Raw genomic sequence first — 23,916 nt, 5'->3', positions numbered from 1 at the left:
AGTGAACCCATAAAGTTGGACACTCTATTTATACTATATTTCTTAAGGCAAGATGTCGGTATTCTACCGGTGTCTTGCCTTTTAGTTTGACCTTTATCCGTTCGTTATTGTAATAGCTGATCCAGCTGATCATTGCGTTGACCAACTCTTCTTGTGTTGTATATTCTTTATTGTGATATAGCTCTACTTTCATTGTGTGGAAAAAACTTTCCATGGGTGCATTATCTAAGCACGTTGCCCTACGAGACATGCTTTGAAAGATCCTATTTTCCTTTAGCTTCTTTCGCCATTGGACACTCTGATATTGGACACCTTGATCGCTATGGAGAGTCATACGATAGTTTAATTTAGGTCTAAGCTTTATCAATGCATCCAACGGTTTTACCACGAAGTCTGTTGTTGGATGCTTACTGATATTATAGCTCACTATTTCATCTGTACATAAATCTTTGATAGGTGAAAGATAGACACGTTCTTCTTGTGTCTTATTTCCATACCTAAATTCACTTACGTCAGTCACCATTTTTTGAAATGGTAAATGTGTATCAAAACGTCGATGTAATAAGTTCTTAGCTTTCTTACCTTGTGGTCCAAGGGCAGAATTATATTTTCGCCTTTGTTTATTATACATATGCGCTGATAGGTCATTTTCTCGCATGATGCGACTAACACGCTTATGATTTACTTTTATGCCTTGAGATCGTAATTTCAGTGTTACTGTACGATAACCAAAACACGGGTGCTTTGATTTGACCTCCTTTATAAGCTTTAATAGCTCCTCATCTTTATTTTTTCGCCTGTTTATTCGTTGGGCTTGATAGTAAAATGTACTACGCTTAAGACTAGTGTAAGGTAGTATTTCATCCAATGTATATTTAAATTCTTGCCTTAGTTCTTGGATGATTTGATATTTTTCTTGCGATGTCCGCGCTTCTGAACCAAGGCATCGAGTTTTTTTAAGTATTCATTTTCAACCCGTAAAGCACGATTCTCAGCTCGTAAACGTTCTAATTCAGATAATTCTGATTTTTCTGCTTGTTTATTATTGTTGGTCGTCATGTGTTTAGCTCGTCCTCTTCTAGTAAATAAGGCATCAATACCTTTAGTATCCAATTTACGTTGCCAAGTCGCAATCGTCCCAGGATTACTTATATCAAACTGAAGTTCTGTTTCCGGATAGGAAGCCTTATGTCTTTTTCTCCAGTTTAAAACGTTGAGCTTAAAATTTCCATCGTAATCGTATTTAGGGCGGCGAACTTTTAACCCATCAATACCATATTTTTGATATCGTTTGACCCACATAAGGATATTTGAGTGATTCTTCACTTTATAAACTTTAGCTACTGTGTTACTTCCATAGCCTCTTAGATACATATTTACAGCCCGCAACTTATCCTCAAAAGAAAATTTAGTCATAGTAAAACCCCCTAAGTTAGATTCATTTGTCCAACTTAGGGGGTTCACTTCATTGAGTGATCTTTTTTAGTAGTTGGGCATACAGGGTTCGAACCTGTAAATTATGGATTCAGAGTCCACTGCCTTACCGATTTGGCGAATGCCCAATAAAAACTCAACTATTACAGTTTATGCCTGTCGCGTAGCTTTGTCAATACTTATAAATAGAATTATTTTGTTGCACTAATATATCAGATCATAACTCTTTTTGTATAGATAATCGTTAAAAATATTTTGATATACATTTTTATGTTGTTAACAAAAAGTGTATAATGAATAAATATTAATAATTATGTATAAAAGGAAGGACTTAATGTGAATAAAAAGAAAATCAAACTTTTTGGTTTGGTAATGATGATCTTTTCAACGATCTTTGGATTTGCGAATTCGACCGTCGCTTATGAACAGATGGGATATGGTAGTATCATGTGGTATATCTTAGCGGCGCTCTTTTTCTTTCTTCCCAGTGCTTTGATGTTAGCCGAGTATGGTGCTGCTTTCAAAGAAGCAAAGGGAGGGATCTATTCTTGGCTAGCAGGTTCAGTCGGAGAAAAGATCGCTTTTATCGGGACGTTTATTTGGTTAGCTTCGTGGGTCATTTGGTTAGTCTCGACGTCAAATAAAGTCTGGATCCCGTTATCAGCTTTGCTTTTTGGCAAAGACACCACTCAGAGTTGGAATTTTTTGGGTCTAGGTGCAACGCAGACGATCGGGTTATTAGCGATCATTTGGATCTTGGGAGTCACATTTTTTAGTACTCGTGGGATGGATTTTGTTGCTAAGGTCGGTTCGATCGGTGGGATCTTCACGATCGTTTTGAATGTGATCTTTTGTGTGGCTAGTGTTGTGATCTGGATCGCTGATCATGGTGCTTTAAAACAACCGATCACAAGCTGGAGTAGCTTTACGACTTCACCTAATCCAGATTTTAGTACGCTAGTCGCTTTGTTATCCTTTGTAGTTTATGCGATCTTTGCATATGCTGGTATGGAATCGCTTGGTGGCGTCATGGATGATATTGAAAAACCAGAAAAAACTTTTCCACGGGCGGTTTTGATCTCAACTTTAGTGATCGCGCTTAGTTATTCGTTGATGATCTTTATGTGGGGGATCAGTACTAATTGGCAAGAGATCATTGGAAATAATGAAGCTAACCTGGGAAATATTACATATGTTTTGATGAATAATCTAGGTGTCGTTTTAGGTCAAACGCTGGGCTTAGCAGCGCAAACGAGCCAATTTCTCGGAGTCTTGATGACGCGCTTTGCTGGCTTGGGGATGTTTATCGGTTATGTTGGGGCCTTTTTTATCTTAGTCTATTCACCGATCAAATCATTTATTTTAGGTTCTGATCCTAAGCTTTGGCCTAAAAAAATGACAAGCTTAAACAAAGCAGGAATGCCAGCCTTTTCAATGTGGCTTCAAGCAACGATCGTTTGTATCTTCATCTTCTTAGTGGCTTTTGGGGGCTCGGCTACCCAAAAGTTCTATACGATCTTGACGGATATGGCTAATGTCTCAACGAGTTGTCCGTATCTCTTTTTAGTTGGAGCGTTTCCGTTCTTTAAACAAAGAACTGATATCGAGCGGTCCTTTGAATTTTTCAAGAGCCGTAAATGGACATGGACCGTAACAGCCGTGGTGTTGCTGGTTCTTGTAGGTGGGATAATCTTTACTTGTGTTGAACCTATTTTACGACACGAGTATGATACTGCCTTTTGGACGATTATTGGGCCAGTTTTTTTTGGGGTGATCGCTTGGCTCTTTTATCATCAAGCAGTAGCTAAGGGGAAACTCGATAAATAGTCGTCAAAGTACGAATATGTAGGCAAGAGTTAACGTATTCGTACTTTTTTAGTGCTATAATCAGAAAAAATCAAGCTCTGAAGGTGATCTGATGAAAGTTGTCATTGTTGGTGGGACTGGTTTTGTTGGACAAGGTATCTTGCAGGTCCTAGTTAAGGATAAGACACTTGAATTATATAGTTTATCGCGTGGTGGCAAACGCCCAGACAGTGTAGCTGGTGTTATTTATCAACGAGTAGATCTAGAGCGCCCAAATGCTTGGCAAACCTTGCTCAAAGAGGCGGATTGGGTCATTGATTGTGTAGGGATCTTATGGCCTGATCGTAAAAAGCAGTTGAATTATCAAAATGCCAGCATTAAGCCTGCTAAAAAGATCATTACGACTATCAAAACAAGCGAAACTAAATTTTTGTTCATCTCCGCTAATGTGGGACTTCCGGCTTATTTAAGGGCTAAACGGACTGTTGAAAAATACGCACACCAAGTTTTAGGGAAGCGTGCCTATGTGGTGTATCCCGGCTTGATCTATGATCGTACTAAAAAGAGCACGTATTATTTAGGAAAGATCTTACACGTAATTGCCTTTTTGCCGGGATTAAAAAAGTATCGACCGGTCAAGCGAAAAATACTAGCCCAAGCGATCGAAAAAATTTTACAGGGGAAAACAAGTGAATTTGAAAGATCATGCAAATAATATGTTATATTTTATCACATTCATAGGTTATGATTTCGGTAGTGCCGATTTAATTATAAATGCTGTTATCTTAGGTTTATTAGCAAGTATCGGCTCCTTTTGATTAATTACATGTCACAAAAGTTAATCAAAAATTAATTTTATTTTTTGGACTCAGGATAAAAGCTTGTTTTTATAGGCTTTTTTAATAGTATTATGATACAAAATCTAAGTTTTATATTATGGATCGAGCTTTCATGTACTATCTTCTGACAAAAGTTGTGCTATAATAATTTTATATTAAATTCTAGTAAAGGGGAGTTCCCATGAAGAAGTTTATTGCAATGTTAAGTGCAGTGCTTGGATTGTTTATGTTGGGTGTTTTCTCCCAGCCACAGATCCAAGCTGCATCAGAAAAGACATATACGATCGACACGGATGTGACTTTCCCACCGTTTGTGTATGCCAACACAGAGAATAAGTATGTGGGGATCGATTTAGATCTTTTACGTGCAATTGCTAAAGAAGAGGGCTTTAAAGTTAAGATCCGCCCCGTTGGCTTCAATGCTGCTGTTCAATCTGTGAGTGCTGGCCAAGCCGATGGGATGATCTCTGGGATGTCGATCACAGAAGAAAGAAAGCAAAAGTTTGATTTCTCAGACCCATACTATTCTGCTGGGATCGTAATGGCAGTCAAAGATGGTAGTGGGATCAAAAGTTTATCTGAGTTAAAGGGTAAAAAAGTTGCTGTTAAGACTGGAACAGCCGGGGCTGATTATGCTAATTCGATCAAAGATAAATACGGTTTTGAGATCGTAACGTTCGATGATTCAGATGGTGTGTACAATGATGTCCTCAATGGTAACTCGGATGCCTGTTTTGAAGATAGTGCTGTAATGTATTATGTGATCAAAAATGGCTTAGATCTAAAAGTTGTAACTAAACCAGCTAATACGACAGAAACCGGTTTTGCTGTTAAAAAAGGGCAAAACCAAGAACTACTTAAGATGTTCAATGAAGGTCTAGCTAAGTTGAAAGCTAACGGTGAGTATGACAAGATCATCAAAAAATATACAGAAGGCAAAGCAACCTCTGAAACTAAGGTCAAGTCACAAACAGCAACTGCTGAAGATCGAACAGTTTTAGGTATCTTAAAAGAAAATAAAGATGCTTTTATCTCAGGGATCATTGAGACGCTGAAGTTGACGGTTGTGGGTATCTTTTGTGCCACGATTTTTGGGATCTTTGTCGGCTTGTTAGGTGTCGTACCAAACAAATTCTGCCGTGGCCTTTCGACAACGATCATCTATATCTTCCGGGGGCTACCATTGATCGTGTTAGCGCTGTTCATTTATAATGGGGTCCCAAGTTTGATCGGTAGTAAAGTCCCAGCTTTCTTAGCTGGTGTGATCACGTTGATGTTAAATGAAGGTGCCTATACGGCTGCCTTTGTTAAAGGTGGGATCGAATCGGTCGATAAAGGGCAGATGGAAGCAGCACGTAGTTTAGGGCTACCGTTTGGTAAAGCAATGCGTCGGGTCATCTTACCTCAAGGGATCAAGATCATGGTCCCATCGTTTATCAACCAGTTCATCATTACTTTAAAGGATACCTCGATTTTATCTGTTATCGGGTTGCTTGAACTTACTCAGACTGGTAAGATCATTATCGCTCGCAACCTAGAAGGCTTTAGAGTCTGGGCGATCGTTGCGGTGATCTATTTAGTCATCATTACAGTTTTAACACTTCTTTCAAAGTGGATCGAACGGAGGATCAATAATTAATGACAGATTTAAAAGTAGATGTTACGAATTTAAAGAAAAACTACGGCTCAAATCAAGTGCTAAAGGGCATTGATTTTAAAGTTGCAAATAATGAAGTAGTCGTTTTGATCGGGCCTTCTGGTTCAGGGAAAAGTACTTTATTGCGTTGCTTGAATAAGCTCGAAGAACCAACTTCTGGATCGATCGTGATCGACGGACATGATATCAGTGATCCTAAGACAAATATCGATAAGGCTCGTGAAAATATCGGGATGGTATTCCAACATTTTAACTTATTCAACAATTTGAGTGTGGGTGAAAATATCATGCTAGCACCAGTTGAGTTGGGTAAAGCCAATAAAGATGAAGCGATGACGACTGCTAAAAAATTACTAGAAACGGTCGGTTTAGCTGATAAATTCGATGCGATGCCAGCTTCACTTTCAGGTGGGCAAAAACAACGGGTAGCGATCGCACGTGCTTTAGCGATGAATCCAGATATCATGTTGTTTGACGAACCGACCTCGGCGCTTGACCCAGAAATGGTCGGTGATGTTTTGGAAGTTATGAAAGATCTAGCTAAAGAGGGGATGACGATGGTCGTTGTGACCCACGAAATGGGCTTTGCTAAGGAAGTTTCTGATCGAGTCGTCTTCATGGCTGATGGCTATGTTGTCGAAGAAGGACGTCCCGAAGCGATCTTTGAAGATCCCCAAAATGAACGGACTAAAGCGTTCTTAGAAAAAGTTATCAATATCTAATGTAAAGGGTTCTGCTAGGAGACTGGCAGAACTTTTTATATTTTTTGACAAATACCTATGTAAAAAAATATTGATATATACTATAATGAAAGAGCTTTGATAAAGTAAAAAAATTTTAGGGGGGATCGAAGTGACGCAAGCGATTCTAGTCATGCACGAAAAAAACGGGGATTATTACCGGATGAACAAAACTTCTTTTGAAAAGTTGCCGGTGATCGGTGAGCATATTTATAATAATGACGGTCTGACTTATCTGATCGAAGACGTGGTATCTTTAGCAGGATATGAGTCGGCCAAAGCAGTTACGGCGATCCTTGTAGTTAAACCGACTGCTAAGACTGATCCAGTCAGTGAACTCTACGGCTTGGATCCTGAAAAAGACTTTGAAATGTAATTAAAAGGTGAACTACTCAGGTAGTTCACTTTTTTATTTAGGTTTGTAATTTGAAGTTATTTTTGCTAGAGTGTAAATATTATGATGACAGGAGTGATGAATATGGTAGCAGACCCTGAGCTGCCTGCCTCATGGCGTAAAACTTTTATGACCCTTTGGCTAGGGTGTTTTATGACGGGACTGAATTTTTCGATGACGATGCCATTTATGGCGCTTTATATTGAAACATTGCATCCTTATGGAAAATTTGAATTGAACTTATATGCGGGTCTAGCCTTTGCTGTTACATATCTAGCCCAAGCGATCGTTTCACCACTATGGGGCAATCTTGCCGATCAAAAAGGGCGCAAACTCATGTGTTTACGGGCCTCTGGGGTGATGACTTTTACGATCTTTGCCGTTGGCTTAGTCCACCATGCTTGGACGATCGTATTACTGCGCTTCGTTCAAGGAGCTTTTTCTGGTTATATCAATAATGCGACTGCTTTTATGGCAGGTGAGACCCCACATAATCGTTCCGGTGCTGTTATGGCAAACATGATGACAGCCAATGTGACGGGAAATTTGCTCGGTCCACTAGTTGGGGGGCTATTAGCTGGTTTTGCCGGTTATCGGGTAACGTTTTTTGTATGTGGGGCGATGATGGGGATCGTCTTTTTGCTGACCTTATTTAATACGAAAGAACATTTTACGCCGATCCCAGCTAAAAAGATGAAGCCAATGAAAGAGATCTTTGCACAATTAGAAAACAAACAGTTGATCATTGCAATGTTTATCACAACGTTATTTATCCAATCAGCCTTGATGTCGATCGCGCCGATCGTTAGTTTGTTAGTCAAATCATTGATGCACGGTACGGGAAATGTTTCCTTTGTCAGTGGGGTCGTGGCGGCAATGCCTGGTTTTGGGACGTTGTTAGTTGCTTCACGCTTAGGTGTCAAGATGGATAAGATCGGACCTTTAAAAGTATTAGTCTTTGGTTTAGTTGCTGCTATGGTAGTTTTTTTGCCGATGTACTTTGTGACTTCACCATGGAGTTTAGGTTTTTGGCGGTTTTTATTGGGGATCGCTAATGCAGCACTATTACCTGCAGTTCAAACTGTTTTGACGGTCAGTGTCCCACGGGAAGCTTTTGGACGGATCTTTAGTTATAATCAATCATTTCAAGCAGCGGGGGCGATGCTTGGCTCGATGATGGGCTCGCTCATCTCGGGATTATTCAACTATCAAGCGGTCTTTTTGGTAACAGCAGCTTTGATGGCGTTAAACTTACTTTTGATCTGGAAAGTCCACCGTCCACTTGAAAACGAAAAATGATCAAAAAGTGTAAATAAATGCGGTCAGCGCCGTATACGTAACAAGGACCTCAAGCTGATACATTGCATCAGCTCGAGATCCTTGTTATCTTGTCTCACTATAGTACAGTTACTATTCAAATGAGAGCTCTAATAAGTACATGTTTTTTTGGGTCAAATGCGATGTTGTGGCCCAAACTTCGTGATGATCAATGTAGTCGTGACCAGCTAGTTGCCAAAAACTGTCTAAAAGATCACCGTTTTGAGCTAAAAAGTCATCAGTCAAACAATTGACCATTAATTTATTGTCCGGAAAATAAATGTTTGCATCAGCAACTTTGATCACGTCTTTGAAAAAAATCTGGATCACATTGTCGTAACGTGATCTTAAGGCAAAGATCTTTTCAGGATGGCGCTTCAAATATGATAAAATGTTGAAAATCGAATCAGAATTACTTGCCAAAAATACTACCCCCATTATCTATCAACATTTTAGCACAATCATTTGAATTATGGTTGCGCAAAGTTTTAGGTAAAATGTTTTGCATGTTGGCGTGGTAAATCTATAATAGAGATAGGTGTTTTTAGAAAAAGAGAGTTGGTGAAACTAGTGATACATTTTTATTTAGTCCGCCACGGACAGACACGTTTGAATCGATCGCGTCGCTTGCAAGGGACAACGAATTCTCCGTTGACCAAAAAAGGGATCCGTATGGCAAAACGACTAGGCCAAGAATTGAAAAATATCCGTTTTGAAGCTGTTTACACGAGTGATTTTCAGCGGACCAAGGAAACAGCGCGCTATATTCTTGCGGAAAATAAACAGGGTTATCCGCCAATTTATAGTGATCCCGATCTGCGTGAATTGAGTTTTGGTAAATTTGAAGAAGCTAATAATTTTACGATGGTCCCCACAGCTTTGCGGACTTTGGGTTTGCGAAAGATCTTGCAGGCTTTTGCCAATGAAGAGCATGTCTCTGAGTTGACCGAGCTTTTTCGCACGATGGATGGTGAAGAAGAGATCGAGACGTCAGTTCACCTCGAACAGCGCTTTACCCGTGCTTTAAAGACGATCGCCTGTGAATATGAAGGTAAGGATTGTAATATTTTGATCGTAACGCATGGTTTGATCTTGTCGAATTTCTTAGAGTCGTTGAACGGTGATGTACCGCTATTTTTAGTCGACAACTCTCGGGCAAGTCGGGTAGACTATGCTGATGGTAAATTTAAGATCATCTATATCAATCAATTGAAACAAGAGGAAAGTTGAGCATGAACGAAAAAACAGTTGCCTTATTACACCAGCTGGTAGACCAAAAGATCGTGCCTGGGGTCTCCTATGCCATGATCTATCAAGATGATGTCCAAACTGAAGTCTTTGGCAATAAGCAACTAGTTCCAGCGCTAAAGCCACTAGAAGATGGGGCATTATATGATCTGGCTTCGTTGACTAAGGTCATTGGGACGACGACGGTGATCTTACAGCTGTTGGAGGCTAAAAAGTTACGATTGGATGATCGAGTTGCTAAATATTTACCGCGCTTCAGCGATCAAAGGGTGACTTTGCGCCACTTATTGACCCACACATCTGCTCTTAGTGGTTACATAAAAAATCGTGATCAACTGCCACCAACTGAATTGATGGCGGCTTTGTATACCTTGAAACCAGCTGCTTGGTTGGGGAAAAAGGTCGTTTATGCCGATATCGGCTTGATCTTACTGGGACAGATCATTGAAGTTTTTTACCATCGACCTGTGCAAGCGGTGATCATGACCGAGGTTTTACGGCCATTAGGTATGAAAAATTCGACCTTTGCTCCTCCAAAAAAGCAGTGTGTACCAACTGAGCTAACGGCGACTAGAGGCTTGATCCAAGGAGAAGTTCATGATCCTAAAGCTTTTATTTTAGGTGAGCATTGTGGATCGGCGGGGTTATTTTCTAATTTAGCTGATCTGATCAAATTTGCTAAATGGATGCTTGCTCCCCAAACGATCCCAGGAATATTAGCACCAGAAACGGTCGTGATGCTCTATGCTGACCATACTCCGACCCATGATCTTGGACGCTCGCTAGGTTGGAATCTGCGTTATGATCAAAGTAATACCCCTTGTCTATATCATACTGGTTTTACCGGAACTTTTATGCTACTTGATCAAAAAGGGAAAAATGCCTTGATCGTTTTAACAAACCGCGTGCATCCAAGGGTAGATAATGAAGCATTTTTAGAATGGCGTGATAAGATCGTCGCTACGTATCTTGCAGAAAAAGACTAGATGGAAAAGGTTTACAATTCATTTGAGTGTGATAGAATAAATGTATAGACTTTTAGGCGAGGCGATGATGAAGATGAGTAATGAACCATTATTTTTAGAACCATATTTTCAAGAAAAAATTTGGGGTGGCGACCGTTTACATACTGAATACGGTTATCAGATCCCAAGTGATCATACAGGTGAATGTTGGGCGATCTCGGCCCACACACATGGACCGGCGATCGTTGAAAATGGACCATACAAGGGTCTGACGTTGACTGAGGTCTGGGATAAGCACCGTGAAGTTTTTGGTAACGCTAAAGGCGATGTTTTCCCGCTATTGACGAAGATCTTGGACGCTAAAGCTGATCTTTCTGTGCAAGTGCACCCAGATGATGCTTACGCTAAGGAGCATGAAGGCGAGTTGGGCAAGACTGAATGTTGGTATGTATTAGCTGCCGATAAAGGGGCTCAGATGTATTACGGGCATCATGCAAAGACGCGGGAAGAGTTAGCTGAGATGATCGAAAATAAACAGTGGGATAAATTGTTACGCAAGATCTCCGTCAAAGCCGGTGACTTCCTCTATGTTCCAGCTGGTACGATCCATGCGATCGGTAAAGGGATCATGGTCCTTGAGACGCAACAAAGTTCAGATACGACTTATCGCTTGTATGATTTTGATCGGATCGATAAAGCGACCGGTAAAAAGCGTGAGTTGCACTTGAAACGATCGATCGATGTGACCAACGTTCCGCATGTCGATCCTAAATTGGATATTCAAACGACTGTAACAGGTGATAAGAAAGTTACCCGGTTTGTCGATACTGATTTCTTTGCGGTCTATAAATGGGAGATCGCTGGCAGTGCGACTTTTGAACGTCAACAAGCACCATATACGCTGGTCTCAGTCTTAGATGGAAACGGGCAGTTGGAAGTAGAGGGTCGCACCTATGAACTCAAGAAGGGGATGCATTTTATCTTACCTTATGCCGTTAAATCTTGGACGTTGGCTGGGAAGATGATGTTGATCGCTTCTGAACCGGGTAAAAAAGCATGATCAGAGTCAAGCAGCCTTGAAGTGAACCCATAAAGTTGGACACTCTATTTATACTATATTTCTTAAGGCAAGATGTCGGTATTCTACCGGTGTCTTGCCTTTTAGTTTGACCTTTATCCGTTCGTTATTGTAATAGCTGATCCAGCTGATCATTGCGTTGACCAACTCTTCTTGTGTTGTATATTCTTTATTGTGATATAGCTCTACTTTCATTGTGTGGAAAAAACTTTCCATGGGTGCATTATCTAAGCACGTTGCCCTACGAGACATGCTTTGAAAGATCCTATTTTCCTTTAGCTTCTTTCGCCATTGGACACTCTGATATTGGACACCTTGATCGCTATGGAGAGTCATACGATAGTTTAATTTAGGTCTAAGTTTTATCAACGCATCCAACGGTTTTACCACGAAGTCTGTTGTTGGATGCTTACTGATACTATAGCTTACTATTTCATCTGTACATAGATCTTTGATAGGTGAAAGATAGACACGTTCTTCTTGTGTCTTATTTCCATACCTAAATTCACTTACGTCGGTCACCATTTTTTGAAATGGTAAATGTGTATCAAAACGTCGATGTAATAAGTTCTTAGCTTTCTTACCTTGTGGTCCAAGGGCAGAATTATATTTTCTCCTTTGTTTATTATACATATGCGCTGATAGATCATTTTCTCGCATGATGCGACTAACACGCTTATGATTTACTTTTATGCCTTGAGATCGTAATTTCAGTGTTACTGTACGATAACCAAAACACGGGTGCTTTGATTTGACCTCCTTTATAAGCTTTAATAGCTCCTCATCTTTATTTTTTCGCCTGTTTATTCGTTGGGCTTGATAGTAAAATGTACTACGTTTAAGACTAGTGTAAGGTAGTATTTCATCCAATGTATATTTAAATTCTTGCCTTAGTTCTTGGATGATTTGATATTTTTCTTGCGATGTCCGCGCTTCTGAACCAAGGCATCGAGTTTTTTTAAGTATTCATTTTCAACCCGTAAAGCACGATTCTCAGCTCGTAAACGTTCTAATTCAGATAATTCTGATTTTTCTGCTTGTTTATTATTGTTGGTCGTCATGTGTTTAGCTCGTCCTCTTCTAGTAAATAAGGCATCAATACCTTTAGTATCCAATTTACGTTGCCAAGTCGCAATCGTCCCAGGATTACTTATATCAAACTGAAGTTCTGTTTCCGGATAGGAAGCCTTATGCATTTTTCTCCAGTTTAAAACGTTGAGCTTAAAATTTCCATCGTAATCGTATTTTATTTAGGGTAGCGAACTTTTAACCCATCAATACCATATTTTTGATATCGTTTGACCCACATAAGGATATTTGAGTGATTCTTCACTTTATAAACTTTAGCTACTGTGTTACTTCCATAGCCTCTTAGATACATATTTACAGCCCGCAACTTATCCTCAAAAGAAAATTTAGTCATAGTAAAACCCCCTAAGTTAGATTCCTTTGTCCAACTTAGGGGGTTCACTTCACCTTGTTGTGAAAGCAATGAGGCTTTTTTGTAATGAAAATGTAATAAAGGGGAATTGATAATTAAAACGTTATTTAATTTATTAATAAAAATATAATCATTTGGGTTTTAGCAATTATATTGCTACTGGTAGATCTGGTCATACCAATGTGTACTATTGAGTGACAATAGATCGTATAAAAAATAGCTAATTTTATTTGTAAAAAAAATTTAAATGTTTTGGGTAAAATATAGCCGACCTTTAGTTAAAATTACATTGACTCTCATTATATTATGATGATAATATCAATTTTGTTAAAAATAAGAGAAAGGTGGGGGCACATATGGGCGCAATTTCCGTAACTCCTGAGCAATTACGTGCTTCGGCAAAAGTTTACATCCATGCATCACAAGAGATCCAACAACAGATGCAACGGGTACAAAATGAGAATAACACGATGGCAAATGAATGGCGAGGGCAAGCTTTTCAGGCTTATCTCCAACAATTTGAACAATTGAAGGGGAATGTCAATCAAATGACACAGCTTTTAGAGCAGATCGATCAACAGCTTGAAACATACGCTAATACCGTTGAACAACGGGATAACGAAGATCGCAACGCTTTTGGTTTGCACTAGTTTTAAAGGGACCTCAATTTTATAAGTTGGGTCCCTTTTTTGGTAAGAAAAAAGAAGAGGTGAACGATACGCATGAAAAAATACATAACTAAGCGGCATTTTAGCTTAGCGTTGATCAGTTTATTAGGGGGATGTTTGGTGTTTAGTTTAGTCTGGTTGGGGCTTAAAAACCACAGTGTCGTGCGACATGATGAAAATGCACAGGCTAATAATAAAGTTCGCTATGTCTTAGTTAATCAAGATAACGGAGCAAAATTCAACGGTAAAGAGTATAACTTGGGGGGCGACTTTTTAAAGCTCGTCTCACGTGATAAAGAACACGATTGGCAAACAGCCCCGTTTGATATGGCAGAAACAGGGATGAATGATGGAACTTATGACGTTGAAGTTGTGATCCCAGAAAATTTCTCAGCGCGGATCTTAGCTTTACAAAGTACCGATCCTAAGCAGGCAGGGATCAGTTACCGAGTTCGCAAGGGGCAAAATGAGATAACCAATCAAGTCGTCGGGCGCAACGTCGACAGCTTGATCAACTATTTTAATAACCGTGTCGTTCGGATGTATTTTTCGAGTCTAGTCGGTAACTTGCGGAGCGCTCAAGTTGCGATGGAAAGAGGCGCTAATCAGCAAAAAAATCAGGTCAGCGATCTCTCCAGCCAAGTCCAAGCACCATTTTAAGGCTTAAACGATCAATTTGCTACGATCTTTAGTACAGCTAGTGTTTTAGATGAAGATCGGCAAGCAAGTGTTCAAGCAGATGAAGCTTTTAGTCACAGTGTTCAAACATTATTACAAGGCTTAAATCAAGACTTAACGAGCAATAATGAGGCTGAGCAAGCTGCTCGCACCGCTTTACATGACAAGTTAGAGGAGCAGATCAAGCTCTATGAGGCATTGACCAAGAAGAATTCAGCTTATCAATTGAATGTTGGCAATTATTTTACAGATACAGCTCCAGTTTTACCGCTCCATGATACTTCGAGCGCTTTAGTCGGTGTCGTTTCTAACGATCAGGCGGCTTTAGCTAAGCAAGTGCAACAGTTAAATGAACAGTATCAAACTTTGCATTCGTTGCAACAACAGCTAGAAAAAGAGTACGGTCTGACCCAAACGACGGCAGAAGAGAATCTAGCCACGCTAAAAGCAAAATTAAATGGTGATAACGGCAATAATACGCAGATCTTGACCGCTTTTGAAGCACAACTAAAGAAAAAGTTATCCAAGCTAGGGGTAGCAACTGAATTGACGCAAGCTGATGACGAGTTAAAAGATCTTTGGTCTAAGCAAGATCAAAAAGATTATCAAGCTGCTACGCAGATCTTGAGTAAATATGCTAAAAATCTTGGGGTCGATTACGGTAAGCCAGTGACTTATCTCAAAGAAAATACTAAAGAAGAAAATTACCAAGCTAAAGTGACTTTAAATCTAACGGCGGATAAACCCAATGTGATCCAACTAAAAGGTGATGGAGCAGCGGTAACTTTGGCTCAAAATAATATTGTTTCGACTTTAAGACAAGCGGGATATCAAGACGTCAAAATAACTCCTGTTAGCCAGGGGCGTTTTACAATCAGCTTTACCCGGCCCCAAACAACGACTGCCGTAGCTAAGACTGAGTCAGAATCTGAAGCTACAACGAGTTCAAAAAGCAGTGAGTCAGCTGAAAGCTCTAGTTTAGCTGAAACTAGTTCAACGGCTAAAGAAGAGACATCTCCACAGACACCGAGCGTTACGCCACTTCCAGCTAATTATGCATTGGAAATGACTGTTGACTACCAGATCAAGGAAACGACGGATTATGAGTGGAGCGTCAATGGTCAGGTCCAAAATACTGGTCATTTCGTAGTAGTCACACAAAAAAATAGCACTGAATTGAACCAAAATGTAGCGCAAACGTTGGCTTTAGCACATGAGGTCATGGCTGTTTATAGTCGAGAAAACGATCTGGGCAACTTTTTAGCTACACAAGAACAAGCTAAGATCGTCGCAAGCCCTGATTCATTAGCAGCATTAGTTACTAAGAGTGCCCAACTTAGCCCTGAGCTAGAACAATATGCCACTCAATTAGTGGGGCAATACGCTAAACTGAGCCAACAAGTCAAACGTCTAGGTGAAGCAACAGGTCGGCTCACACTCGATGACCAAACCCCAGCTCAAATCAAGACGTTAAATGAGATCAGCCAAAGCTTGAATGAAGCCGGCTTACAAAGCTATCTCGAACAGGTAGCTGGGATCATCGAGTGGTATAACAAAGCCCAGTTAGCGGTCAATACAGCTAAAACTGACTCGTCAGCCCCAGAGAGCGTACCACTGACAATGGCAAGTGCTACGGCTGAGGTGAGACCTGAACAGTTGACACAACAGTATCAAACTTTGAAAGCATCTTTGACTACTGGGACAAAGGAATTGACGACAACTGATAAGGTCGATCCTAAAGGTTTACAGCCGATCATTAAAGATCTCACGAATAATACCACTAAGTTGCAACAGACGACCGAAACGATCAAGACTAATTTGAGTCAAAATTTAAAGGATAGCCAAAAACAAGCGCATAACAATCAAGATTATGCTAAGGCATTCAATACGGTCATGCAAAATGCGCGTAGTGGTGAGGCTGATAACAGTAAGGTCTATAATTTCTTGACCAATCCGATCAAAGCTACTGGTTCGTATACGGCGATGCCAAAACATTCGTTAGTACCATATTTTATGACAGTGATCGGGGCCTTGAGTGCAGTCTTTATTGGCTTTGGGATCGCTAAATATCTACCTAAGCGAACTATTTTGGAACAAGAAGCTTTGATCGAACATACACGTGCATGGTTGAATCTACCTAGCGTTATTTTGACATTTGTGATCAGCTTGGGATTAGGGGTGATCTTTGCTTTGAGCACGTACAGTCTGCCAGAGATCGGAGCAAGAGCAGTTTGGATCATCTATGCGATCACGGTCATGACGCTTTTGACAGGTTTGATCACGGCGGGTGCTCGAATGCAACGGGAAGTAACACTCTTTATCTTTGGTTTGATCTTAGGCCTATATATCCTATTGACACCATTTTTAGGGATCTTAGTTAAAGCGGGCACGTTCGTTCAAGTGCTGTATCGCTTTTCACCGTTGCAAAACATCGAAGCCGGCTATACGGCGTTGGTGAGCGGGGGCACGGTGGGGATCACGACCTTATTAGGACTGATCTTAGCGACTGTCGCAGTCTTTGGGGCTAGCTTATTTTTGCGCCCGCTGACAAATGAGACCGTGGTAAAAAACGATGATGAAAATTAAGACTATCGGTGTGTGTCTAGGAGCTTGTCTGGTGTTTTTAGGCGGTTTAGCTGTGACAGCAACAGCCGATGAAGGTAGCCTCGAACTAAATGAACAAATGATCTATGATGATGGCTACCAAGATGATACCCTACAAAATTATGGAGTCAAGACACTGTTTTCCCCCGAGATGGAAAGTCAAAATAAAAAGCAAAAAAAGCAAGCTAGTGCTCCCGTAGTTCAAGCTGAAAAAAAGATCTTTACGCACCGTGAGCACAGTTCAAAACAGATCCAGCAAAAAAATCAGCAGGTCTTACGCAAATATTTATTTACCAAGCGCTCTAAGCTAAAAGTCGTGCCCGGTGACAAAAAGGGAAAAACGTCTGAGCTCGCAGGCTTCAAATACCTGTGGTCCACGCTGTTATTTGGAATAATGGCAGTTTTAGGAAGTGCGTTAGGGATATATTTCACCAAAAGACGTGTAAAACGAAAGGAAAGTAATAGTCGATGGACGAACAACTGATCAGGATCGGACTGAAATACGCTGGCACAGTCTATGATCTGCAAGTTTCTAAAAAGACAACGCTAAAATTATTAGCTGAGCAACTTAGACCAGCGCTAGCCGTTGTCAAGGTGGAACTACCAGCAAGATTTGAGTTGCACCTACTTAATAAAGCATTGACGCTAGATGAAAATGTACCATTACAGGCCTACCCTTTGGGAGATGGCGACCAATTTGAAGTGAGTGTGAGGAAAGAAAATGACGCTGATAAGTGATGGCAAGCTTGAGCTTGAATTCAAACAAAATAAGTCTGAGCTCAAAGTGACCTTAGGCGCAGACAAATATCGGTTGACTGAATTAGCCGAATACGAACTTTTTTTGTCAGGTGATGAACATTATTTGCCCGGCAAAGTACTCAAAGCAAACGAAGATCAATTGACTTTGAGTTATCAACTTCCTGAAAAAGCTTTGGCGCTGACAGAATATGTTAAACGCTTTGACCGGGCGGCAGTCTTACGTTTATTGCCCCAACTTTATTGGGTCGTTGACGAACAAGCGGGGTTGTTACAACCTTTTATTGCCCCTGAGAACCTTTTTGTTATCGGGCAACGGATCGTTGTCGCACACCGGGGGTTCAAGTCTTCGGTGGCGCCGTTCAAAGAAACAGCCGAACTTAGAGTCAAGCAATTTCGGGCGTTGGTCTTATATTTACTTGAACCTAAGCAAGATTATGCCAAGTTAGTCAATGGTGCCGGTGCTTTGCGGCATACGTTCGCCCAGCAATTAGCAAAAGCAACTACGATCACAGCACTTGAAAGCCTGGTCGATCAACAGGTCATGACCCAAGAGCAGGTGGCGCAAAAGACACTAGTAACGGTCAAAAAAACTAAATTTCAAATGCTCAAATGGATCGCGGGTATTGGTAGCGTGATAAGTGTGATCTTACTTGGCGTGACCCTTTTTTGGGGTTTTTATACAGTGCCTAAAGCCGAGCATATCGTAACGGCACAAGCGCGTTTTTTAAATGACAATTATGCTGATACGACTAAAGAGCTGGCGCGTTATTCACCGGAGCACTTGCCCCAGAGCGCACGCTACGTATTAGCGGTCAGTTATATCCAGCTTGATACACTTTCAAGTCAGCAAAAAAAGGCAGTCTTGAAAAATATCTCACAAAATTCTAACTCTAACCAGTTGAACTACTGGATCCAGATAGGTCGTGGGCAATACACAGAGGCGTTGAGTTTAGCTAAAAATATCGGTGATGACGAATATATCTTGCATGCCTATACGAAACTTTACACTGCGACTAAGAACAATACCACGATGGATGGGGCTAAAAAGCAAGCTGAATTGAGCAAATACCGTAAACAGATCAACGAATACCTGAAAAAACTAGGAGGTGAGAAGAATGAATTTGAAGCCGATTGAGCAACTTTATGCAGATCCAACTAACCGCGTTGACGATCGGATCGATCAACAAGCGACCACGGCGTTTGAAATTTTTGAATTGACGAAAACCTTCAAACACTGGACCGTAACTGACAAGCCAGCAAAAAAAGTGCCCGAGCAGCTCGTTATCGCCCATGAACACTTGCGGGTATTAACGACTGATCTTCCAACACGTTCGCTTGTCTTAGCTGATAAAGCAGGGGATATCGTTTTTGATACCCCAGCTCTCATGAAGATCACGGTCACGGAACATGGGTATTTTGTGCAGGCTTTTGGTAATGGGGCCAAGCTTTATTGGCAAGATGAACTTTGTGAACAGCTCGAGGCTAAATGGGAGCTAGGAACAAGATTGTACGTTGATGGCTTATTGCTTGAATTACGGGAATCACAGCTTAAATTGACACCCTTACGGCAAGATATCATGTTAAATATCGATAAATTATTACCGACTAATCAACAGCATGAATATCCCGTTGATTTTCCTAATTTTCGCCGAAGTCCACGGATCTATCTGCAAGAACCTAAACAAAAGTTGCGTTTAGAAAATGTCCCGACACCACAAACGCCTCCCCAAGGTGCTTTGATGCAAATGATCGTTCCGCCCCTGGGAATGGTCGTAGCTAGTGGATTAGTCAGCTTATTGAGTGGGGGCAATGGCTTGATGATGCTAGGGATGGGGAGTGCTAGTGTCTTGACCGCTGGTTTCTCGATCTCAAGCTATTTTACCAATAAAAAAATGATCCAAACTCAAAATAAACAGGCTAACGCAGCTTATGAACAGTACCTGTTAAGTATCACGGGGCAGCTGGCTAAATTAAATCAAGAGCAACGAGCCGTGATGCAATACGATCATCCTACATCCGAAGAGATCGCTGCGATGATGTATCACTATGATCCGCGCTTGTATGAACGGATGCTCAGTAATGATGACTTTTTGACCTTGAGTTTAGGTCAGGGGACTCTGCCGATCAGTTACCAGTTCGAGCACGACAAAAATGATGCTAAGATCAAGAGCAAATTAGAAAAATTCATTGAGCAAAAGATCATCGAACCTTATGAAAAAGTTGAAAATATTCCCGTGACGATCGGATTGCGCCAAACGACCTTGGGGTTAGCGGGCAATAGTGCTGCTTTACGCCAAGCGTTACAGACGACATTGTTTCAATTAGCAGCGTTTCATTCATATCACGATGTTCAATTTGTTGCCGTGCTAAATGAAGCTGAATATCAAAATTATTGGCAGGAGTGGCGGTGGTTACCACATTTTCAATTAGAAAGTTTGAATTTACGCGGACTTGTCTATAACGCTCAAACCCGTGATATGGTCTTAAATTCGTTGTATCAGATGTTAGTCAAGCGCCGCCAAGAATATAAAGAACAGCGCAATTCTCGGGAAGCAATGTTTTTTAAGCCCCAGATCGTTTTAGTGATACAAGATGAAGCATGGCTGACAGGGCATAACTTAAATGAATTCTTGATGGAAGATATGAGTCGTTACGGTGTGACTGTGATCTGGGCGAAAGAGACTTTAGCAATGTTGCCTGAAACAGTCACGACCTTAGTTGACTATCACAGTTCAAAGTTAGGGACGCTGATCAATGAAGACCAAACCTATTTGAACCTAGAATTTGTGCCTAATTCGTATCCTAAGAAGGTCACGCAGGCAGCAGCGATCAAGCGTTTGGCTAATTTACGCCACGTTGAGGTCGAAAAAAATTCGATCCCTGAAAGTATCTCGTTTTTGCAACTGTACAATGTTAAGCGTGTCGCAGAGCTAAATGTGAAAAAGCGCTGGCAGCTAGCTGATACGTCTAAGACGTTGGCAGTACCTTTGGGCGTACGGGGCAAAAATGATGTGGTCAACTTGAACCTACACGAAAGAGCACATGGTCCTCACGGCTTATTAGCTGGGACGACAGGTTCGGGTAAATCTGAAGTTTTACAGAGTTTTATTTTGTCGTTAGCAGTCAATTTTGCTCCCGAAGATGTGGGCTTTTTACCGATCGATTATAAAGGTGGGGGGATGGCGAACTTATTTGCTGATCTGCCACATTTATTGGGGTCGATCACTAATCTTGATGGAGCAAGTACAGCTCGGGCCTTGAAGAGTATTCATGCTGAATTAGAGCGCCGCCAGCGTTTATTTAGAGAATTTGGGGTCAACCACATCAACGGTTACACCAAGTTGTATAAAAAAGGAAAAGCGGGTGCGACTGATCGCGTGTATCCAACTGAGCCGTTACCACATCTGTTCTTGATCAGTGATGAGTTCGCTGAGTTAAAAGCTAACGAACCTGAATTTATGAATGAGTTAGTTTCGACTGCACGGATCGGGCGTTCTTTAGGGGTACACTTGATCTTAGCTACGCAAAAACCAAGTGGGGTGGTCAACGAACAGATCTGGTCGAACTCACGCTTTAAGATCGCCTTAAAAGTGGCCGAACCTGCTGACTCAAAAGAAGTGATCAAAACACCAGACGCCGCTTCTATCACCTTACCTGGGCGTGGTTATCTGCAAGTTGGTAATAATGAGATCTATGAGTTGTTCCAAACCGCTTATAGTGGTGCTAAATATGTTCCTGATGAAGCCCAAAATACTGCCAAAGTAGATGATCGGATCTGGTTGATCAATCATTTAGGACAAGCAGAATTGTTAAATACCGATCTTTCTGAAGGTGAAGTTGTTCAGGCAGAATATGAGGAAGTTCAGTCAGAATTGGAAGTAGTTGTAGACGAAATAGCAAGGATCGCTGAGAAGGATCAAGTTGTTCTTCCGATGAAACCATGGTTACCAGATCTAGCTGAAAAGATCGTTACGCCTAAAGTAGATTGGGTAAATGAATGGCAAAAAGAACGAAAATTAGCAGTGCCATTTGGAATGTTAGATATACCTGAGCAACAGATGCAAAAGGAATTATTGTTTGATATTGAGAAATTTAATCCAGCCGTCTTTATTGGTAGTTCTGGTTACGGAAAATCCACGGCATTACAAACGTTAGTGCTCAATTTGGCACGTTATAATTCTCCAGCTCAAGTCCAATTTAATCTGCTTGATTTTGGGAATAATGGCTTATTGCCTTTGAGAAACTTACCGCATGTAGCTGATCACGTAAGACTAGAAGAAAAGGAAAAATTCTTCAAAATGTTACAACGGATCGGCGAAACTTTAGATCAGCGGAAAACTTTATTCCAAGAACATGGTGTCGCTAACTTTGAACAGTACGAAGCAATGGCTGACCAACCATTAGCAATGAGTATTAATGTGATCGATGCTTATGATGCGCTTATTGAAGATGACGATCGTGATGTTGTTGACAGTATGATCAATCGTGTTTTACGCGAAGGTGCTGCTTTAGGCGTATTTCTAGTAATGAGTTCTAATCAGATGACAGCTTATCGCTTAGGAATGCGCTCTAATATCTCTAAAGCATTGATGCTTTATCTAGTCAATAATGATGATTTGATCGAGGTGTTAGGTAGTGATCGGATCCAAATACCACCTATTCCAGGACGCGGACAAGTAGAGATCGACGATGCAGTTGATGTCTTTCAAACATATCAACCAACTACAGGTGAAGATTCATTGAGCATTATTAAAAACATTGGAGCATTGGCCGAAAAAATGGATACTTTTTGGACTGGTGAACGGCCAAAAGCGATCCCGATGCTACCACTACAATTTGGGTTAGAGTACTTCGAAAAACGTGATGATGTTACGAAACTACTTGTAGATGGTGAGTTACCGTTAACATTTGATATTCAAACCACAGAGGTCTTAGGCTTTGAACCTGTAAGACATCATTTCTTCACATTGATCTATGGAACTGAGGAACAACGTCAAATGTTAGATACTAGTTTATTGTTCTTGCTGAAATATACAAAGAAAAGGACAGTATTGGTCGATTTTGAAGGCCAAGTATATACGGATAACTATGCCAGCTTTGATGAAGTTTATACGGCATCGGGGGATGATATCGAGCGCTTGAAATTATTGTTGGCTGAGTATGTGAAGCTAGCTGGGAGTAAGGCTGTGGGAGAGCAAATATTTATGTATATTCCTAATTTGCGCCTGTTCTTTGAAAAAAGTGGTTTGACGATCGATAACTTTATCTTGACTTTAAAGCAAGCTTGGCGAGCAGGTTTATATATTATCATTTCTGATAGTATCAACTACATTGAAAAAGGCTTTGATTTAAATGTTCAAGAACTGCGCAAAAATATTACAGCCGGAGTTGTCACAGCCAGATTGAATGATACGGACACGATCAAAGTTATGGGATCATCATTAGAAAAGAATTTAGCAGGTAATGAAGCTTATTACTTTGAATCGCAAGGAACCAAATATGCCAAAGTACGTTTGGCAGGAAAAATTTAATGAAAGAGATGACAGTAGAATGGAAAAAGTAGATTTTTTACCCTTAGGGACAGTAGTTGTTTTAAACGGTTCGATCAAAAAGGTCATGATCGCGCAACGTGCGGTTTATGTACCTGCAAATGAGGACGAAACAGATGTCAAATATTTCGAATATGGGGCAGTCTTATATCCTGAAGGTTTAGTGGATGGACAATTAGTATATTTCAATAGCGAAGATGTCTATAAAGTAATTGCTGTAGGCTACACAGATGCTGATGATGAACTCTTGGTTGAAGAGATCAATGAGGCATTAGAAAAAGTGGAAAACGAGCCTAAAAAGGTCACTAAGATTGCAGAAAATTCTTCAAGTACAGTCGATCCTTTCAGTGGTTTGTCTGAGAAATTTGATAAAGGAGAATAACTAGATGAGTCCAGAAGAGATCGCTGAGCGACTTGTTAAGGTCGCTAAGCATAACGAAGCGGTCCATCGGCATAATGCAACGATCGATCGAAAAATTGAAAGATTAAAGCAAGCGATGGTAGAGTTGACCTCACTGCAAGCGGAGCTAGATAGTTTACGGACTAATAAGCTAGAACATGGTGGTGAAAATGTTTGGAAGGGCAATGTTTATCGCGAACATAAACGAAAAGTTGGCTATGTGGAAGATGATGTTAAGGGGCTCTCTTCTTTGATGGGAGATGCTTTTGAAGATTATAGTAACACGATCCGACGCTTACGAGCAGAGAAGCAAAGTTATTGGATCATCTAGGGAGTGAA

General features: G+C 40.7%; 24 protein-coding genes and 1 tRNA gene. 18 read left to right on the top strand and 7 right to left on the bottom strand.

The features are described 5' to 3' along the window. Positions 1–28 precede the first annotated feature (28 nt). The 3 genes from CPS94_RS05445 to CPS94_RS05435 all read right to left on the bottom strand — a co-directional run bounded on the left by CPS94_RS05445 (position 29) and on the right by CPS94_RS05435 (position 1,562). Positions 29–904 (bottom strand): IS3 family transposase, encoded by an 876-nt coding sequence (locus tag CPS94_RS05445; protein ID WP_286011508.1) that lies wholly within the window; start codon positions 902–904, stop codon positions 29–31. After that, positions 889–1,416: a helix-turn-helix domain-containing protein gene (locus CPS94_RS05440; RefSeq protein ID WP_112286401.1), complete on the bottom strand. Its 528-nt coding sequence runs from the start codon at positions 1,414–1,416 to the stop codon at positions 889–891. The genes CPS94_RS05445 and CPS94_RS05440 overlap by 16 nt, the downstream gene beginning before the upstream one ends. A gap of 73 nt (positions 1,417–1,489) precedes the next feature. Further along, a tRNA-Gln gene (locus CPS94_RS05435) sits at positions 1,490–1,562 on the bottom strand. Between the two features lie 208 nt (positions 1,563–1,770). Between CPS94_RS05435 and yjeM the strand changes: the two genes are divergently transcribed. From yjeM to CPS94_RS05405, 6 genes are all read left to right on the top strand, one after another. Continuing rightward, entirely contained in the window at positions 1,771–3,261 is a 1,491-nt protein-coding gene (gene yjeM / locus CPS94_RS05430; protein ID WP_004049255.1) for a glutamate/gamma-aminobutyrate family transporter YjeM, read from the top strand. Positions 3,262–3,352: 91 nt separating this feature from the next. After that, positions 3,353–3,955 (top strand): NAD-dependent epimerase/dehydratase family protein, encoded by a 603-nt coding sequence (locus CPS94_RS05425; protein WP_004049253.1) that lies wholly within the window; start codon positions 3,353–3,355, stop codon positions 3,953–3,955. Positions 3,956–4,260: 305 nt separating this feature from the next. Next, positions 4,261–5,718 carry an amino acid ABC transporter substrate-binding protein/permease gene (locus CPS94_RS05420; protein WP_112286400.1) on the top strand — a complete coding sequence of 486 codons (1,458 nt, stop codon included), beginning with the start codon at positions 4,261–4,263 and terminating at the stop codon, positions 5,716–5,718. Then, entirely contained in the window at positions 5,718–6,458 is a 741-nt protein-coding gene (locus tag CPS94_RS05415; protein ID WP_004049248.1) for an amino acid ABC transporter ATP-binding protein, read from the top strand. Before CPS94_RS05420 ends, CPS94_RS05415 begins: the two co-directional genes overlap by 1 nt. Before the next feature lie 130 nt (positions 6,459–6,588). Beyond that, a complete protein-coding gene (locus CPS94_RS05410; protein ID WP_004049247.1) occupies positions 6,589–6,852 on the top strand; it encodes a hypothetical protein in 264 nt (87 codons plus the stop codon). Between the two features lie 102 nt (positions 6,853–6,954). Beyond that, complete coding sequence (locus CPS94_RS05405; RefSeq protein ID WP_004049246.1) at positions 6,955–8,169, top strand: MFS transporter; 1,215 nt, start codon at positions 6,955–6,957, stop codon at positions 8,167–8,169. Between the two features lie 111 nt (positions 8,170–8,280). Here CPS94_RS05405 and CPS94_RS05400 read toward each other — a convergent pair whose 3' ends face one another. Next, the gene (locus CPS94_RS05400; RefSeq protein WP_004049245.1) at positions 8,281–8,610 is read right to left on the bottom strand and encodes a hypothetical protein; all 330 of its coding nucleotides are present in this window, start codon (positions 8,608–8,610) and stop codon (positions 8,281–8,283) included. Between the two features lie 138 nt (positions 8,611–8,748). Here CPS94_RS05400 and CPS94_RS05395 point away from each other — a divergent pair, with 138 nt between their 5' ends. The 3 genes from CPS94_RS05395 to manA all read left to right on the top strand — a co-directional run bounded on the left by CPS94_RS05395 (position 8,749) and on the right by manA (position 11,460). Continuing rightward, on the top strand, positions 8,749–9,417 hold the full coding sequence (locus CPS94_RS05395) for a histidine phosphatase family protein (RefSeq protein WP_112286399.1): 669 nt from the start codon (positions 8,749–8,751) through the stop codon (positions 9,415–9,417). 2 nt (positions 9,418–9,419) lie between these two features. Continuing rightward, on the top strand, positions 9,420–10,421 hold the full coding sequence (locus CPS94_RS05390) for a serine hydrolase domain-containing protein (protein ID WP_004049243.1): 1,002 nt from the start codon (positions 9,420–9,422) through the stop codon (positions 10,419–10,421). 73 nt (positions 10,422–10,494) lie between these two features. Then, positions 10,495–11,460, top strand: a complete 966-nt coding sequence (gene manA, locus CPS94_RS05385; RefSeq protein ID WP_039936147.1) for a mannose-6-phosphate isomerase, class I — start codon at positions 10,495–10,497, stop codon at positions 11,458–11,460. Between the two features lie 48 nt (positions 11,461–11,508). On the opposite strand, the gene CPS94_RS05380 is transcribed toward manA, so the two are convergent. The 3 genes from CPS94_RS05380 to CPS94_RS11555 are packed head-to-tail and all read right to left on the bottom strand — an operon-like array spanning position 11,509 to position 12,901. Then, entirely contained in the window at positions 11,509–12,384 is an 876-nt protein-coding gene (locus CPS94_RS05380; protein ID WP_039936034.1) for an IS3 family transposase, read from the bottom strand. Then, positions 12,369–12,674 carry a helix-turn-helix domain-containing protein gene (locus CPS94_RS11560; protein WP_238145389.1) on the bottom strand — a complete coding sequence of 102 codons (306 nt, stop codon included), beginning with the start codon at positions 12,672–12,674 and terminating at the stop codon, positions 12,369–12,371. The genes CPS94_RS05380 and CPS94_RS11560 overlap by 16 nt, the downstream gene beginning before the upstream one ends. Positions 12,675–12,724: 50 nt before the next feature. Beyond that, on the bottom strand, positions 12,725–12,901 hold the full coding sequence (locus tag CPS94_RS11555; RefSeq protein WP_119448589.1) for a helix-turn-helix domain-containing protein: 177 nt from the start codon (positions 12,899–12,901) through the stop codon (positions 12,725–12,727). Between the two features lie 374 nt (positions 12,902–13,275). Here CPS94_RS11555 and CPS94_RS05370 point away from each other — a divergent pair, with 374 nt between their 5' ends. From CPS94_RS05370 to CPS94_RS05330, 9 genes are all read left to right on the top strand, one after another. Further along, on the top strand, positions 13,276–13,569 hold the full coding sequence (locus CPS94_RS05370; protein ID WP_056958568.1) for a WXG100 family type VII secretion target: 294 nt from the start codon (positions 13,276–13,278) through the stop codon (positions 13,567–13,569). A gap of 72 nt (positions 13,570–13,641) precedes the next feature. Then, on the top strand, positions 13,642–14,247 hold the full coding sequence (gene esaA, locus CPS94_RS05365) for a type VII secretion protein EsaA (RefSeq protein WP_112286398.1): 606 nt from the start codon (positions 13,642–13,644) through the stop codon (positions 14,245–14,247). A gap of 216 nt (positions 14,248–14,463) precedes the next feature. Next, positions 14,464–16,851, top strand: coding sequence for an MFS transporter (locus CPS94_RS05360; RefSeq protein ID WP_112286397.1), 2,388 nt, complete (start codon positions 14,464–14,466; stop codon positions 16,849–16,851). 31 nt (positions 16,852–16,882) lie between these two features. Continuing rightward, positions 16,883–17,353, top strand: a complete 471-nt coding sequence (locus CPS94_RS05355) for a hypothetical protein (RefSeq protein ID WP_004051228.1) — start codon at positions 16,883–16,885, stop codon at positions 17,351–17,353. Next, positions 17,338–17,607: a hypothetical protein gene (locus CPS94_RS05350; RefSeq protein ID WP_004051226.1), complete on the top strand. Its 270-nt coding sequence runs from the start codon at positions 17,338–17,340 to the stop codon at positions 17,605–17,607. The genes CPS94_RS05355 and CPS94_RS05350 overlap by 16 nt, the downstream gene beginning before the upstream one ends. After that, positions 17,591–18,763 (top strand): type VII secretion protein EssB, encoded by a 1,173-nt coding sequence (essB, locus tag CPS94_RS05345; protein ID WP_112286396.1) that lies wholly within the window; start codon positions 17,591–17,593, stop codon positions 18,761–18,763. Before CPS94_RS05350 ends, essB begins: the two co-directional genes overlap by 17 nt. Continuing rightward, a complete protein-coding gene (gene essC / locus CPS94_RS05340) occupies positions 18,744–23,159 on the top strand; it encodes a type VII secretion protein EssC (protein WP_112286395.1) in 4,416 nt (1,471 codons plus the stop codon). The genes essB and essC overlap by 20 nt, the downstream gene beginning before the upstream one ends. A gap of 19 nt (positions 23,160–23,178) precedes the next feature. Continuing rightward, positions 23,179–23,559 (top strand): DUF4176 domain-containing protein, encoded by a 381-nt coding sequence (locus tag CPS94_RS05335; RefSeq protein WP_162626412.1) that lies wholly within the window; start codon positions 23,179–23,181, stop codon positions 23,557–23,559. Between the two features lie 4 nt (positions 23,560–23,563). Beyond that, positions 23,564–23,908, top strand: coding sequence for a hypothetical protein (locus tag CPS94_RS05330; RefSeq protein ID WP_056959813.1), 345 nt, complete (start codon positions 23,564–23,566; stop codon positions 23,906–23,908). Positions 23,909–23,916 lie beyond the last annotated feature (8 nt).

Origin of the sequence: Ligilactobacillus murinus (genome assembly GCF_003288115.1) — a bacterium.
Classification (GTDB): Bacteria; Bacillota; Bacilli; order Lactobacillales; family Lactobacillaceae; genus Ligilactobacillus; species Ligilactobacillus murinus.
This window is presented reverse-complemented; position numbering and strand designations above follow the sequence as displayed.